General features: G+C 73.9%; 12 protein-coding genes. 9 read left to right on the top strand and 3 right to left on the bottom strand.

Annotated features, from left to right (window positions below):
- Nucleotides 1–20 precede the first annotated feature (20 nt).
- Both ACIQZO_RS32285 and ACIQZO_RS32280 read right to left on the bottom strand, forming a co-directional pair.
- Entirely contained in the window at nucleotides 21–320 is a 300-nt protein-coding gene (locus tag ACIQZO_RS32285) for a flavodoxin (RefSeq protein WP_403633053.1), read from the bottom strand.
- A gap of 137 nt (nucleotides 321–457) precedes the next feature.
- On the bottom strand, nucleotides 458–1,852 hold the full coding sequence (locus ACIQZO_RS32280; protein ID WP_403633050.1) for an aminopeptidase P family protein: 1,395 nt from the start codon (nucleotides 1,850–1,852) through the stop codon (nucleotides 458–460).
- Nucleotides 1,853–2,028: 176 nt separating this feature from the next.
- Here ACIQZO_RS32280 and ACIQZO_RS32275 point away from each other — a divergent pair, with 176 nt between their 5' ends.
- The 9 genes from ACIQZO_RS32275 (at nucleotide 2,029) to ACIQZO_RS32235 (ending at nucleotide 12,212) form a co-directional block, all read left to right on the top strand.
- The gene (locus ACIQZO_RS32275) at nucleotides 2,029–4,413 is read left to right on the top strand and encodes a collagenase (RefSeq protein ID WP_403633048.1); all 2,385 of its coding nucleotides are present in this window, start codon (nucleotides 2,029–2,031) and stop codon (nucleotides 4,411–4,413) included.
- 124 nt (nucleotides 4,414–4,537) lie between these two features.
- Nucleotides 4,538–5,719, top strand: coding sequence for an NAD(P)/FAD-dependent oxidoreductase (locus tag ACIQZO_RS32270; RefSeq protein ID WP_403633046.1), 1,182 nt, complete (start codon nucleotides 4,538–4,540; stop codon nucleotides 5,717–5,719).
- Entirely contained in the window at nucleotides 5,719–6,030 is a 312-nt protein-coding gene (locus ACIQZO_RS32265; protein WP_403633044.1) for a (2Fe-2S)-binding protein, read from the top strand. The genes ACIQZO_RS32270 and ACIQZO_RS32265 overlap by 1 nt, the downstream gene beginning before the upstream one ends.
- Nucleotides 6,011–7,459, top strand: coding sequence for an NAD(P)/FAD-dependent oxidoreductase (locus ACIQZO_RS32260; RefSeq protein WP_403633041.1), 1,449 nt, complete (start codon nucleotides 6,011–6,013; stop codon nucleotides 7,457–7,459). The genes ACIQZO_RS32265 and ACIQZO_RS32260 overlap by 20 nt, the downstream gene beginning before the upstream one ends.
- A 75-nt stretch (nucleotides 7,460–7,534) precedes the next feature.
- Nucleotides 7,535–8,449: a dihydrodipicolinate synthase family protein gene (locus ACIQZO_RS32255; RefSeq protein WP_403633039.1), complete on the top strand. Its 915-nt coding sequence runs from the start codon at nucleotides 7,535–7,537 to the stop codon at nucleotides 8,447–8,449.
- Nucleotides 8,450–8,468: 19 nt separating this feature from the next.
- Complete coding sequence (locus tag ACIQZO_RS32250; protein ID WP_403633036.1) at nucleotides 8,469–9,473, top strand: proline racemase family protein; 1,005 nt, start codon at nucleotides 8,469–8,471, stop codon at nucleotides 9,471–9,473.
- A complete protein-coding gene (locus ACIQZO_RS32245) occupies nucleotides 9,470–10,489 on the top strand; it encodes a proline racemase family protein (RefSeq protein WP_403633034.1) in 1,020 nt (339 codons plus the stop codon). Before ACIQZO_RS32250 ends, ACIQZO_RS32245 begins: the two co-directional genes overlap by 4 nt.
- On the top strand, nucleotides 10,486–11,427 hold the full coding sequence (locus tag ACIQZO_RS32240) for an ornithine cyclodeaminase family protein (RefSeq protein WP_403633031.1): 942 nt from the start codon (nucleotides 10,486–10,488) through the stop codon (nucleotides 11,425–11,427). Before ACIQZO_RS32245 ends, ACIQZO_RS32240 begins: the two co-directional genes overlap by 4 nt.
- A 71-nt stretch (nucleotides 11,428–11,498) precedes the next feature.
- Nucleotides 11,499–12,212, top strand: coding sequence for a GntR family transcriptional regulator (locus ACIQZO_RS32235; RefSeq protein WP_403633028.1), 714 nt, complete (start codon nucleotides 11,499–11,501; stop codon nucleotides 12,210–12,212).
- Nucleotides 12,213–12,234: 22 nt separating this feature from the next.
- On the opposite strand, the gene ACIQZO_RS32230 is transcribed toward ACIQZO_RS32235, so the two are convergent.
- Nucleotides 12,235–14,154, bottom strand: coding sequence for a bifunctional metallophosphatase/5'-nucleotidase (locus tag ACIQZO_RS32230; RefSeq protein ID WP_403633177.1), 1,920 nt, complete (start codon nucleotides 14,152–14,154; stop codon nucleotides 12,235–12,237).
- Nucleotides 14,155–14,380 lie beyond the last annotated feature (226 nt).

Genomic DNA, 14,380 nt, shown 5'->3' with positions numbered 1-14,380 from the left:
CGCACGCGCGTTTGCGCTGTTCAGCGTGTGGTGGTGGCGCCGTTGCGGAGTGCCGCGGCGAACGCGCGGGCGGCGCTCAGGTCGTCCTCGACCGGACGCAGCCTGTTGACGCCGCCGATCAGCTTGAACGGCGCCCACGTGTCGAACGCACGGCAGGTGAAGGTGCCTTCGACGTCGAAGCCCCTGGCCTGGAGGAGGCGTACCGGCGGACGGGTGAACGGCGCGAGCGCCAACTCCGGCAGGCCGCTCGTGGCGAAGACGAAAGCCCGCCCCGAGGACGTCGGCAGAGCGCGGACGAAGGCGAGCAGGTCCGGGTGCATCCGCTGGGAGAAGACGCCTTCCGCAGCGGAGACCGAACAGCGCCGCCGGATGTGACAACCCGGGCTGTGAAGGGGCTCGGTGCGACGGCTCGCGGCAGCGCCGCGCCGCCGGGCGGCGGCGCGGCGCCCGGGTTCGGTCAGCTCTCCAGCAGTCGGCCCATCCACTCCTCGATGCCGGCGACCGTGCGCGGCAGGGCGCCCGACATCAGGCGGGCGCCGTCCGCGGTGATGACCAGGTCGTCCTCGATGCGGACGCCGATGCCCCGCAGTTCCGCCGGGAGGGTCTCGTCGTCGGGCTGGAGGTACAGGCCCGGTTCCACCGTCAGGACCTGGCCCTCCTCCAGGACGCCGTCCAGATAGGTCTGCGCCCGCGCCTTGGCGCAGTCGTGCACGTCCAGGCCCAGCATGTGGCCGCTGCTGCACAGCGTGTACCGCCGGTGCAGGTCGCCCTGCGCGTCCTTCAGGACGCCCCACTCGGCCAGGCCCTCCGCGATCACCCGCATTCCGGCCCGGTGGAAGTCCCCGAAGCTCGCCCCCGGGCGGAGCGCCGCGATCCCCGCCTCCTGGGCGGCCAGGACCAGCTCGTACACCTGTCGCTGGACGGGGGAGAAGCGGCCCGACAGCGGCAGGGTGCGGGTGATGTCCGCCGTGTAGAGGGTGTCCGTCTCCACGCCCGCGTCCAGGAGCAGCAGTTCCGTCCCGTTCAGCCGGCCGTCGTTGCGGATCCAGTGCAGGGTGCAGGCGTGTGCGCCGGACGCGGCGATCGTCTCGTACCCGGTGCCGTTGCCCTCCGCCCGGGCGCGCAGGCCGAAGACCCCCTCGATCCACCGCTCCCCGCGCGGATGCGCCAGCGCGCGCGGCAGGGCCCGTACGACGTCCTCGAAGCCCGCCGTCGTGTGGTCGACGGCCAGCTGGAGCTGCTCGACCTCCCACGCGTCCTTCACCAGGCGCAGCTCCGAGAGCGCGGAGGCGAGTTCGGCGTCGGTGGCCGCGTTGCGGCCGGCCGGTGAGCCGAGTCCGTCCAGGTGGGCGCAGCGGATGCCGGTGAGGCGTTCGGCCTCGGCCAGGTCCGGCCGGCGGCCCACCCAGAACTCCCCGTACCGGCGGTCCCGGTAGAACTCCCCGTCCCCGTCCGCCCGCGGCGAGCGCGGACGCAGGTACAGCACGGCCTCGTGGGCGTGCGGGCCCGACGGCTCCATGACCAGGACGTGGCCCGCCTGGTCCTCGCCGGTGAGGCCGGTCAGCCATGCGTACGCGCTGTGCGGGCGGAACCGGTGGTCGCAGTCGTTGGAGCGGACCGCGAGCTCGCCGGCCGGGACGATCAGCCGCTCGCCCGGGAAGCGGGCCGAGAGCCGCGTCCGGCGGGCCGGGGTGACGGCGTGGCCGGGCACGCGGGCGGAACCGGGCAGCGGGCTCGGGGCCCAGTTGCCCGCCATGTACCGGGACAACTCCGTGGACACCGGCCGGTCGTGACTGCCCGTGTTGAGCCGGGCGGAAGTGGCGGCGGAGGCGTCGGCGGGGGCGTCGGTCATGAGGACTCCCTCAAGAAAGATGCGAACTGGTGGGCGCACAGGGGTTGTCAGTGCAATTTCACATTACTATGTTACAGCTCACACCGCGGCGCATTAACCCCCGTCAAACGCCGTGTGACACAGGGCAGTTCACGCACCACCCCCCACCTCACCTCTCTCCCCATCAGGAGTTCTCGGTGCTCAAGCACAGAGCTGTGCGCTCTTCCCTTCTTGCCTCCGCCGTTGTCGTGACCCTCCTCGCCACCGCGGGACAGGCCGTCACGCAGGCCGCCGAGTCCGCGGCCCCGGCCACCTTCACCGGCGCACAGGCCGCCCCGGCCGCCCCCGCCCCCGGCCCCACGGGGAACCCCTTCGACGAGGTCGACCGCCTGGCCAACCCGAAGGACAGCACCCCGGCGCCCGCCCCGGCCCCGGGCGGGCAGAACATCACCGGGCAGGTCCCCGGCGCGGCGACGGCCGCCGCACCCGCCGACGACCTGCAGAAGCGCGGCAAGGCGCCCAAGGCGGCCCCCACCGCGAAGAGCGTCGCCGCGGGGGTCCCCTGCACCCTCGACGGGATCACCGGCCTCACCCCCGAACAGTTCGCCGACTTCCTCGCGGACCAGGCCGTCCTCGCCGACGGCTGTCTGCGCGGCCTCATCTGGACCTGGGACGCCCGGCTGACCCCGGTCATGTCGGACGCGCACGTCCAGGCCGTCTCCCGGCGAATATCCAGCCTGGCCGCCGCCCACGACGGCCGTGACTCCTCCCACCTGGAGGAGATGTTCACGTACCTGCACGCGGTCGCCTACCACGACTACTCGCGCACCGAGATCGACGTCACCGACGCCCCCACCGTCGACGCCATGCGCCGGGCCATCGCCGACTTCGCCGGCGCCGCCCGCACCTTCGACGCGACGCCCAGCAACGCCCGTACCCTGCGCGAGGCCCTCTACGCCGGCAGCGCGCCCGGCCTGCGCCAGCACCAGCTCGGCCTCATCAAGAAGGTCCTGGCCACCATGGACCCCGCCCACCCGGCCACCCACCTCGACGCCGGCTGGGCGGGCGCCGCGCTGGCCGCCCTGTCCGTCTCCTACCTGGGCGTCTACCCGGGCAACCAGGACACGGCCTTCCACGCCGCCGTGGCCGCCGACCCCGCCTACCGCGACACCTTCAAGGCCTTCTCCACCTACACGCACCTCAAGGGCACCGGCAACGCCTGGGTCGTGCGCGACGCGCTGAGCGAGTACGCCCGCTTCGGCCAGGTCGAGGGCCTGCGGGACCGGGTCGTCGCCGACCTCGGCGCGATGCTCGGCCCCGTCCGGGCCGCCTTCGGCGACGGCAGCGAGCCGTGGGCCAAGGTCGTCTCCTGGCTCAACGTCTACGAGGCCTGCAAGCAGTACGGGGTGTGCAAGGAGGACATCGAGAAGCAGCTCTTCCCCTACACCTACTCCTACGACAACGGGGCCATCAAGGTCCGCACCGCCCTGGACCGGGCCACCGTCGACCAGTTGTACTACGCGAGCAAGCAGGTCAAGGCCCAGTACCACCGCGTGCTCGGCACGGACCAGCCCCTCGCGGGCGACCCCAACACCACGCTGAACATCGTGCTCTACGCCTCCCGCGCCGACTACGTGAACTACCACCCGATCCTGACCGGCTACGACACCAACAACGGTGGCATCTACATCGAGAACGGCGCCACCTTCTACACCTACCAGCGCCGCGTCCCGCAGGACTCCTCCCTCACCCTCGAGGAGCTCTTCCGCCACGAGTACACGCACTACCTCAACGGCCGCTTCGCGGTGCCCGGCTTTTTCGGCGAGGGCGAGTGGTACGAGGGCGACCGGACGACCGCCATGGACGAGGGCACGGCCGAGTTCTTCGACGGCGCCACCCGCGACAACGGCATCGCCGTCCGCAAGTCCCTGGTCAAGAGCGTCATCAGCGACACGGCCGGCGGCGGCCCGCGCATGAGCGTCGAGCAGCTGCTGAACGCCACCTACGACGGCGACGGCTTCCGCTTCTACAGCTACGCGGGCACCTTCTTCGAGTTCCTGTGGACCGAGAAGCCCACGCTGCTGCGCGAGATGTACACGCACCTGCGCGCCAACGACGTGGTGGCCTACGACGCCTGGCGCCACCGGATGGGCGCGGACACCTACCTCCAGCGCGACTACGACCGCTTCCTGGACGCGCAGATCGCCAAGGTCGACCAGCTGTTCGTGCCGAACACCTCTTTCACCCCGAACGGGCAGCTGCGCGACGCGGCGCTGGCCTCGGTGAAGTCGTCCTTCGCCACGGCCACGCAGAACACCCCGGACTGCGTGGAGAACGGCGACGCCGCCAAGCGCCGCTTCACCTGCACCGGCCGGATCACCGCGAACCTGAAGAACTGGCGCAACAACGACCAGGTCTTCAAGGACATGTCGGAGACGGTCGACTACTTCATCCTCGACCGGGCGGGCGCGGCCTCCAACAACCTCGCCGACATGAACTGCTCCTTCGGCCCGGTGGAGATCTGGACCAACAAGGTGGCGGGCACCTCCGGTTACAGCTGTGAGGGTCCGCTCCGCAGCTGACCGGCCCCGCCTCCGGCCCCGTCTCCGGCCCCGGCCCGGCGCCGGACCGGTCCCGCATCCGAGGGGGGTGCGGGACCGGTCCGGATGTCTGGGCAGGCTTTAAAGAATGTGACATATTACTGCCGTGCTCAAGAGACACTCCCTGGACGTCGTGATCATCGGCGCCGGCGTCGTCGGGGCGGCCTGCGCGTACTACGCGGCCCGCGCCGGACTCTCCGTGGCCGTGGTGGACCGGGGCCCCGTCGCGGGCGGCACCACCGGCGCCGGCGAAGGCAACCTGCTCGTCTCCGACAAGGAGGCCGGACCCGAACTCGACCTCGCCCTGCTGTCCACCCGCCTGTGGACCGAACTCGCCGCGGTCCTCCCGCGGGAGATCGAGTACGAGCCCAAGGGCGGGCTCGTCGTCGCTCCCGACGAGGCCACCGTCAAGGCCCTGCGGGCCTTCGCGGAGGGCCAGCGCGCGGCCGGGGTCGACACGGTCGAGGTGGCGGCGGACGCCCTCCACGATCTGGAGCCGCACCTGGCCCCGGGCCTGGCGGGCGGCTTCCACTACCCGCAGGACGCCCAGGTCCAGCCCGCGCAGGCGGCCGCCCGACTGCTGGCCGCGTCGGGTGCCCGGGTGCACCTCGGCGAGGAGGCGACCGAGATCCTGCTGGACCGGGGAGCCGTACGCGGCGTGCGCACGCCGCACCGCGAACTCCTGGCCCCGGCCGTGGTGAACGCGGCCGGCACCTGGGGCGGCCGCATCGCCGCCCTGGCCGGGGTCACCCTGCCCGTCCTCCCGCGCCGCGGCTTCGTCCTGGTCACCGAGCCCCTGCCGAGGGTGGTCCGGCACAAGGTCTACGCCGCCGACTACATCGCGGACGTCGCGAGCGGCTCGGCCGCCCTGCAGTCCTCGGCGGTCGTCGAGGGCACCCCGTCCGGCCCGGTCCTGATCGGCGCCACCCGCGAACGGGTCGGCTTCGACCGCACCCTCTCCACGGAGGCCCTGCGCCGGCTGGCCGCCCAGGCGGCGGCGCTGTTCCCGGTCCTCGCCGACATCCGGGTGATGCGCACCTACCACGGCTTCCGCCCCTACCTGCCCGACCACCTCCCGGCGATCGGCCCGGACCCGCGGCGCCCCGGGCTGCTGCACGCCTGCGGCCACGAGGGAGCCGGCATCGGCCTGGCCCCCGCCACCGCCCTGCTGGTCGCAGCCGCCCTGACGGGGGACGAACCCCCGCTCCCCGTCCACCCGTTCCGCCCGGACCGCTTCGCCGCGGACCCGGAATCGGCCGCCTGCGACACCCCCGAGGAGCAGCACTGATGCGCAGCCCCCGCTCGCTGGTCGGCGGCAGCCCGGCAGCCGCGCACGAGATCACCTTCGACGGGCGGGACCTGCCCGCCCTGCCCGGCCAGAGCATCGCCGCCGTGCTCTGGGGCGCCGGCATCCTCGCCTGGCGGACCACCCGCGAGGGCGGCGCCCCGCGCGGCGCGTTCTGTGGGATCGGCAGCTGCTACGACTGCCTCGTCACCGTCAACGGCCTCCCGAACCAGCGGGCCTGCCTGGTCCCCGCCCGGCCCGGGGACGCCGTCACCACCCAGGAGGGAACCGGCCGTGCCGACCTCGCCGTCTGAACCCGCCGGCCCCGTGGCCGACCTCGCTGTCGTCGGGGCCGGCCCGGCCGGACTGGCCGCCGCCGTGACCGCCGCCCGCCTCGGGCTGCGGGTCGCCCTGCTCGACGCGGGCGACCGCCCCGGCGGTCAGTTCTACCGCCACCCCGCCCCCGGCCTGGGCGCGGCCCGCCCCGAGGCCCTGCACCACGACTGGGCCGAGTTCGCGACCCTCGAAGCCGCCCTGCGCGCCCACGCGTCGGCCGGCCGGATCACCTACCTCCCGCTCCACCACGTGTGGACGGTCGTACCGGGACGGGCGGCCCTGACCCACCGCGGGTCCGCCACACCCACCGCGCAGTGGATCCTGCACGCGGTGGCCGGTCACGCCCCCGAGGAGCGGGCCGCGGCCGTCACGGCCCGGGCGGTGCTCATCGCCACCGGGTCCTACGAGCGGCAACTGCCCTTCCCCGGCTGGACCCTGCCCGGGGTGGTCGGGGCCGGCGGGGCGCAGGCCATGCTCAAGGGCGGGCTGGTGCTGCCGGGCAAGCGGGTGGTCGTCGCCGGCAGCGGGCCGCTGCTGCTCGCCGTGGCCGGCTCGCTGGCCGCCGCCGGAGCCACCGTGCCCGCCGTGGTGGAGGCCGCCGCCTACACCGCGTACGCGGGACAGGTCCCCGCCCTGCTGCGCAACCCGGGCAAGCTCGTCGAGGCCGCCGGCCACGGCGGGGCGCTGGCCCGCCACCACGTCCGGCTGCTCACCCGGCACGCCGTCGTCGAGGCGCACGGCACCGACCGGGTCGAGGCCGTCACCGTGGCCCGGCTCGACCGGGACTGGCGGCCGCTGCCCGCCGCCGCCCGCCGGATCCCCTGCGACGCCCTCGCCGTCGGCCACGGGCTGGTGCCCCAGCTCGAACTCGCCACCGGCCTCGGCTGCGCCACCCGGCGGTGCCCCGACGACAGCGTCGCCCTCGTGCTGGACGCCGAGCAGCGCACCTCCGTCACCGGCATCTGGTCGGCGGGCGAGACCGGCGGCATCGGCGGAGCCCAACTGGCCATGGTCGAGGGCGAGCTGGCCGCGCACTCCGTCGCGGGGGAGCTGCCGGGGGCCCGGCCGGTCCGCCGCCGCGCACGGCTGCGCGCCTTCGCCGACGCGATGGCCGCCGCCCACCGCCCCGGCGAGGGCTGGACCGGCTGGCTGCCGGACGACGCCGTCGTCTGCCGCTGCGAGGAGGTGCCGGCCGGGCGGATCCGCGAGGCCGCGGGCGAGCTCGGCGCGCGCGACGCCCGCACCGTCAAACTCCTCACCCGGGCCGGAATGGGCTGGTGCCAGGGCCGGATGTGCGGCCCGGCCGTCGCCGCCCTGGCGGGGGAGGAGCCCGCGCCCGACCGGCGGCCGCTGTCCTGCCCGGTTCCGCTGCGCCATCTCGCCGAACTTCCGCCCGCCGAGCACTGATCGGGGCGCCGGGGCCCTTGTGGCCGCGCTGCACCCACTAGTAAAATGTCACACACCACACGAGGGAGCTCTCACATGACCCATGCGCACACCCCCGCGCCCCGCACCCGCCCCTGGCACGGAATCATGGTCGCCACCGCGCTCCCGCTGCGCGAGGACCTCACCGTCGACCACGACGCATACGCCGAACACGTGGCCTGGCTGATCGCCAACGGCTGCGACGGCGTGGTCCCCAACGGCTCCCTCGGGGAGTATCAGACCCTCACCGAGCAGGAGCGGGCGCGCGTCGTGCGTACCGCCGTCGAGGCGGCCGGCGACGGCGCCCGCGTGATGCCCGGCGTCGCCGCCTACGGCAGCGCCGAGGCCCGCCGCTGGGCCGACCAGGCCGCCGAGGCCGGCGCCGGCTCCGTCCTCCTGCTGCCCCCCAACGCCTTCCGCGCCGACGAGGACGCCGTACGCGCCCACTACGCCGAGGTCGCCCGCGCCGGGCTGCCCGTCGTCGCGTACAACAACCCCATCGACACCAAGGTGGACCTGACCCCGGCCCTGCTCGCCCGGCTGTACGCCGACGGCTCGATCGTCGCCGTCAAGGAGTTCAGCGGGGACGTGCGCCGCGCCTACGAGATCGCCGAGCTCGCCCCCGGCCTCGACCTGCTCATCGGCGCCGACGACGTCCTCCTCGAACTCGCCCTCGCGGGCGCCGTCGGCTGGATCGCCGGCTACCCCAACGCGCTCCCGAACTCCTGCGCCCGGCTCTACCGGGCCGCCGTCGCCGGGGACCTGGAGACCGCGCTGCCGCTCTACAAGTCCCTGCACTCGCTGCTGCGCTGGGACTCCAAGACCGAGTTCGTCCAGGCCATCAAGCTCTCCATGGACCTGGCCGGACGCCCCGGCGGCGCCACCCGCCCGCCCCGCTTCCCGCTCACGGGCGAGACCGAGGCCGCCGTCCGCGCCGCCACCGAGAAGGCCCTCGCCGAGGGCCTCAACTAGTAACCGGGGGGAATCCGGAATGCGTACGCGCCACGTCTACCACGCGGTGGACTCGCACACCGAAGGCATGCCGACCCGGGTCATCACCGGGGGAGTCGGGGTGGTCCCCGGCGCCACCATGGCCGAGAAGCGGCTCCACTTCATCGAGCACATGGACCACGTCCGGACCCTGCTCATGTACGAGCCGCGCGGGCACTCCGCGATGAGCGGCGCGATCCTGCAGCCCCCGACCCGCCCGGACGCCGACTACGGCGTCCTCTACATCGAGGTGTCGGGCCTGCTCCCCATGTGCGGGCACGGCACCATCGGGGTCGCCACCGTCCTCGTCGAGACCGGCATGGTGCCGGTCGTCGAGCCGGTCACCACCGTCCGGCTCGACACCCCGGCCGGGCTGGTGAGCGTCGACGTCCGGGTCGAGGACGGGGCGGCCACCGCCGTCACCCTCACCAACGTCCCCTCCTTCAGCGTCGGCCTCGACCTCAAGACCGAGGTACCCGGCTTCGGCGCGATCACCTACGACCTGGCCTACGGCGGCAACTTCTACGCCTTCGTCGAACTGGACGCCCTGGGCCTGCCCTTCGACCGCGCACGGGGGGACGACCTGATCGCCGCCGGGCTCGCGGTGATGGACGCGATCAACGCCGGCCCGGACCGGCCCGTCCACCCCGAGAACCCCTCCATCGCCGGCGTCAAGCACGTCTACCTCGCCGCCCCCGGCTCCGACGCCCACCGCTCCCGGCATGCCATGGCCATCCACCCCGGCTGGTTCGACCGCTCGCCCTGCGGTACGGGGACCAGCGCGCGGATGGCGCAACTGCACGCCCGCGGCCTGCTGGCGCTCGACACGGACTTCGTCAACGAGTCCTTCATCGGTACCGAGTTCACCGGCCGGCTCGTCGGCGAGACCACGGTCGGCGGCCTGGCGGCCGTGGTCCCCACGGTCACCGGGCGGGCCTGGATCACCGGCACCGCCCAGTACTTCCTCGACCCGACCGACCCCTTCCCCGGAGGGTTCCTGCTGTGATCACCGTCCGCACGGTGGACTACCACACCGCCGGCGAGCCCTTCCGGATCGTCGACCGCGCCCAGGCGGGCATGCCACCGGTCCCCGGGGACACCGTCGCCGAGCGCTGCGCCACCGCCATCGGCCCGGGAGGGTCGGGGACCGCGCCGCGCCGGGGCGCGCTGGACGACGTACGGCGCCTGCTCGTGCAGGAGCCGCGCGGACACGCCGGGATGTACGGGGGGTTCGTGGTCCCGGCCGATGACGACGGGGCCCACTTCGGCGTCCTGTTCTGGCACAAGGACGGCTACTCCACCGCCTGCGGCCACGGCGCCATGGCCCTCGGGGTCTGGGCCGTGGACACCGGCCGGGTCGCCGCCCCGGACGACGGGGACACCCCCGTGCGCATCGACGTACCGTCCGGGCGGGTCACCGCCACCGTCCACCGCGCCGCGGGCCGTACCACCGGGGTCACCTTCCGCAACGTCCCGGCGCTGGTGGGAGCCCGCAAGGTGCCCGTCGCCACCTCGTTCGGGCTCGCCGAGGTGGACATCGCGCACGCCGGGGCCTGCTACGCCGCCGTCCGCGCGCGCGACCTCGGCCTGGACGTCTCCCGGGCGGCGCTGCCCGCCCTGGTGCGGGCCGGGCAGGAGATCCGGGCGGCGCTGGCCACCCACCCCGCCACCTGGCACCCGGGCGGCCCGCTGCTGTCCGGGGTCTACGGGGTGATCCTCCACGAGGAGCTGCCCGACACCCCGTTCGGGCCGCACCAGCGCAACGTCACCGTCTTCGCCGACGGGCAGATCGACCGCTCGCCCTGCGGCTCCGGCACCTCGGCGCGGCTCGCGCTGCTCGCCGAGGACGGGCGGCTCGGCCCCGGCGAGGACCTGCTGCACGAGTCGGTCACCGGCACCGTGTTCACCGGGCGGATGCTGGAGGGCGGGGTCACCGAGGTCACCGGCACCGCCCACCGCACCGGCGAACACGCCTTCGTGGTGGACCCGCACGACGCGCTCGGTACCGGATTCCTCCTGTGACGGGCATCCCCCAGCTCGACGCCGGGCGGACGGCCGCGCTGATCGGTCCGGCCGCGGCCGCCGACGCCGTGGCCGCAGCCCTGCTCGGCGGCCTCGACCCGGAGAGCTGCCCGCCGCGTTCCGCGATCGGGGTGCCGGGCGGCGGCGAACTGCTGCTGATGCCGGCCGCGTCCGGTGCGTACGCCGGGGTGAAGATCGCCGGGGTGGCGCCCGGGAACCCGGACCGCGGACTGCCCAGGATCACCGGCTCGTACCTGCTGCTGGACGGGCCCACCCTGCGCCCGCTGGCCCTGCTCGACGGCGCGGCGCTCACCACCCTGCGCACCCCGGCCGTCTCCGCCCTCGCCCTGCGGTACCTGGCCCCGGCCGGGCGCCCGTTGCGGCTGGTGCTCTTCGGCTCCGGGCCGCAGGCGTACGGACATCTGGAAGCGGCTCTGGCCGTAAGGGAGTTGGCCGAGGTGGTGGTGGTCGCCCGGCATCCCGGGCGCGCGCAGGAGCTGGCCGCGTACGCCCGTACCCTGGGTCCGGCCGCCCGGACCGGCACCCCGAAGGAGGTGGCCGACGCCGATCTGGTGATCTGCTGCACCACCGCCCGGGAGCCCCTCTTCGACGGGCGGCTCGTCGGGCCGGGCGCCACCGTCGTCGCCGTCGGCTCGCACGAGCCCACGGCCCGGGAGACGGACACCGCCCTCGTGCGACGGGCGGCGGTGTACGTGGAGTCCCGGGCGGCGGCCCTGCGCGAGGCCGGGGACCTTCTCGTTCCGGAGGCCGAAGGGGCCGTCGGGCCCGGTCATATCACCGGCACCCTGGCCGACCTGGTGGGCGGTCGGATGCCCGCGGGCGGGCCGCGGAGTTGTCCACAGCTCTTCAAGAGTGTGGGCATGGCCTGGGAAGATCTCGCTGTGGCGGTCGCGCTGTACGAGGCCGCCGGAGTGTGAGCAGCGCAACGTGACATTGTACGCTGTTCCTCTCCTCGTCGGTGGTGTACGGGGGTCTCGGAGGAAATGCAATGGGTGACCTGAAGCAGCACAGTCTCATCAAGGCCCAGGAACGCCTCCGCGACCAGGTCGGCCACGCACTGCGAGCCGCGCTGATAGCGGGTGAGCTGCGCCCCGGGAGCGTCTACTCCGCACCGGGCCTCGCGGCCGAACTCGGCGTCTCGGCCACACCCGTGCGCGAGGCCATGCTCGACCTGGCCCGCGAGGGACTCGTCGAACCCGTCCGCAACAAGGGCTTCCGGATCACCGAGGTCAGCGAGCGCGACCTGGACCAGTTCACCGAGCTGCGCACGATGATCGAAGTGCCGACCATCGGCCGGATCACGAAGATGGCCACGGCCGAGCAGCTGCAGGCGCTGCGCCCCATCGCCGAGGAGATCGTCAGCAGCGCGCGCGAGCACAACCTCATCGGCTACCTGGAGGCCGACCGCCGCTTCCACCTGTCCCTGCTGGCCCTCGCGGGCAACGACCGGCTGGTGGAGACCGTCGGCGACCTGCGCAAGCGGTCCCGGCTGTACGGCCTGACGGGCCTGGACGAGGCCGGCAAGCTGGTCTCGTCGGCGGAGGAGCACATCGAGCTGCTCGACCTGATGCTGAGCGGCGATGCCGAGGCGGCGATGGAGTGCATGCTCCGCCACCTCGGCCACGTCCGCTCCCTCTGGGCCCAGGGCCGCGACGAACCGGTCGGCCGCGTTCCCGGCGGCCTGGGCTCGGGCGTCCAGTAGACCGGGCGGGGTTCCGGGGCGATCAGCAGGGGGCGCGGCCCCCGTCGCCGGCCGACTGCGGCCGGTCCGCGGAGATGATCGCCGCCTCCGGACGGGGTACCGGGGTGCCGTCGGGCAGGAGCAGGACCGGCGGGTCCACCACCGTGCCCACGTCGGCCGCCGCGGCGCCCGTGTTCGCCGCGGTGACCCGGCCCCTGGGCGGCGGGGACAGCACCGCCGTCTCGCGGACGTAGGCCACGAAGCTCTCGAAGTCGCGCTGGTGCCGGTACGGTTCTCCGAACTCGGAGAGGGACGGGTAGCCGTCGTACGCGAGGAGCGTGTACGAGGGGGCAGCGAGCCGGTAACCGCGCCCGGGATCCAGCGGGTTGCCGTCGATGAACACCTCCTCGGGGTGCACCCGGTCCCCGACCGGGCCCTGCGCGTCGAAGCTGTAGCGCACGTTCCGGGAGACGGCCAGGGGCGCGAAGCGCAGCTCGCCGCTCTCCGTCGTCGTCCACTGCTCCTCCAGGGCGTCGTGGATCCGCTGCCCGCTCACCCACGCGCTGACGACCGGATCGCCGAACCCGAGTGCGCGCCAGGCACCGCCGAAGGTGACGGCGCCGCCCGACGCCGGATCGAGGACCAGGTCCCCGGCGATGACGGCCTGGCCGACCCGGGGCGCCGCGGCGACCACGGCGAGCTCGGCCGGGACGTTGGGGTGGATGTTGCCGTCGTTCTCGGGATCGGAGGGCCTGCTGCCCGCCCACAGCGCCCAGTCGGCGGCCAGGTTGCCCATGGTGCTCTCGCCCGCCGTGTTCCGGGCCCGCAGGAACGAGCCGGTCTGACGTCCGATCCGGGTACGGTCGCGCTCGGCCGCCTGCCCCGCCCAGTAGGTGACGACCTCCTGGAGCCCGGGATGGGGCGCGACGTCCCGGGTGTTGGGGTGGTTGGTGGAGACGGTCAGTTCCCGGACCACCCTGCCGGTGACCGGGTCCAGCCGCAGATTGATCTCGTTGATGACCTGGCCGTAGCAGCCGGCCTCGACGAACGGGCGGGGGACGCCGTCCGGGTCGGGGACCATCATGTTGAACCGGGTGTGCCAGTGCCCGGTGACGATCGCGTCGATGTCCGGGGAGACCCGCAGCGCGAGGTCGAGGGCGGGCCCCGAGGGGTCGGAGCCGCTGTTGAAGTCGGCTCCCGCCACCGCCCCGTCATGCAGGCTGAGCACGATCGCACCCACGCCCTGGCTCTTGAGCAGGGCCGCGTAGCGATCGGCCGTGGCGACCTCGTCCAGGGTGACCAGGCCCGGCTGGTAGGAGCCGGCGAACCGCTCGCTGCCCAGGGCGGTGAGGTGGATGAACCCGATCGGCAGCTCCCGGCCGTCGGCGGTGCGCACGTGCTCGACGTGGTAGGCGGGCAGGACCGTCAGGCCGTCCCGGGCCCAGGTGAGGTTGGCGCTGTAGTAGCGGAAGTCGGCTCCGTGGAAGCGCAGGCCGGAGGAGTCGGGGAAGGAGGTGTCACGGCCCTCGACGGGGAACGGGACGCCCTGCTCCATATGGCGCCGGAGCATGGCGGGGGACTTGTCGAACTCGTGGTTGCCGGCCGTCGCGAAGTCGAGCCCCAGGCGGTTGAGGGCCTCGATCGTCGGCTCGTCCGCGAAGGCCGCGGCGTCGAACTCCCAGCCGGAGAAGGCGTCCCCGGGGGTGAAGAAGAAGGAGTGGGGGTGTCCGTCGCGGAGCCGTTCGAGGTGGGCGGCCATCGGGGCGACGCCGCCCACGGTGTAGCTGCGGCCGCCGTTGCCGACGATGACGGAGTTGCTGCCGGGTGCGCCCTGCAGGAAGCCGTGCAGGTCGGTGATGTTGAGGAGCTGGACGTCGACGTACTCGGCGGCGGTGGCGGCGTCCCGGCCGGCGGCCGTGGCCCGTGCGGGAACCCCGAGCGCGTAGCTCGCGGCCGCCCCCATCGCGGTGAGGAAGTCCCGCCGCCCCGGTTCCCGTCGCTCGGGTTCCCACGGCCGCGGTTCGCGCCGCCCGGGTTCGCGCCGCTGTGAACTCCTGCTCCGCTGCGTGGCCTTGGCCTGCCTGATCACACCAGGCATGGTCCCGTCCGCCGGGCCGGGTGTCGCGCCGACGCGCCGCCCGGCCGTTTTGGACACGGCTGGATAACGGCGCCACCAACCCCTTGTCAGT

The organism is Streptomyces sp. NPDC097617 (assembly GCF_044761485.1).
Lineage (GTDB): Bacteria > Actinomycetota > Actinomycetes > Streptomycetales > Streptomycetaceae > Streptomyces.
The sequence above is the reverse complement of the archived record's forward strand: the minus strand, read 5'-3'. Positions and strand labels throughout refer to the sequence as shown.

Coding starts and splice junctions, on each gene's coding strand:
- ACIQZO_RS32250 (WP_403633036.1), top strand. CDS start 8,469: ATGCGTACGCGCCACGTCTACCACGCGGTGGACTCGCACACCGAAGGC.
- ACIQZO_RS32255 (WP_403633039.1), top strand. CDS start 7,535: ATGACCCATGCGCACACCCCCGCGCCCCGCACCCGCCCCTGGCACGGA.
- ACIQZO_RS32280 (WP_403633050.1), bottom strand. CDS start 1,852: ATGACCGACGCCCCCGCCGACGCCTCCGCCGCCACTTCCGCCCGGCTC.
- ACIQZO_RS32235 (WP_403633028.1), top strand. CDS start 11,499: ATGGGTGACCTGAAGCAGCACAGTCTCATCAAGGCCCAGGAACGCCTC.
- ACIQZO_RS32285 (WP_403633053.1), bottom strand. CDS start 320: ATGCACCCGGACCTGCTCGCCTTCGTCCGCGCTCTGCCGACGTCCTCG.
- ACIQZO_RS32230 (WP_403633177.1), bottom strand. CDS start 14,154: ATGGGGGCGGCCGCGAGCTACGCGCTCGGGGTTCCCGCACGGGCCACG.
- ACIQZO_RS32265 (WP_403633044.1), top strand. CDS start 5,719: ATGCGCAGCCCCCGCTCGCTGGTCGGCGGCAGCCCGGCAGCCGCGCAC.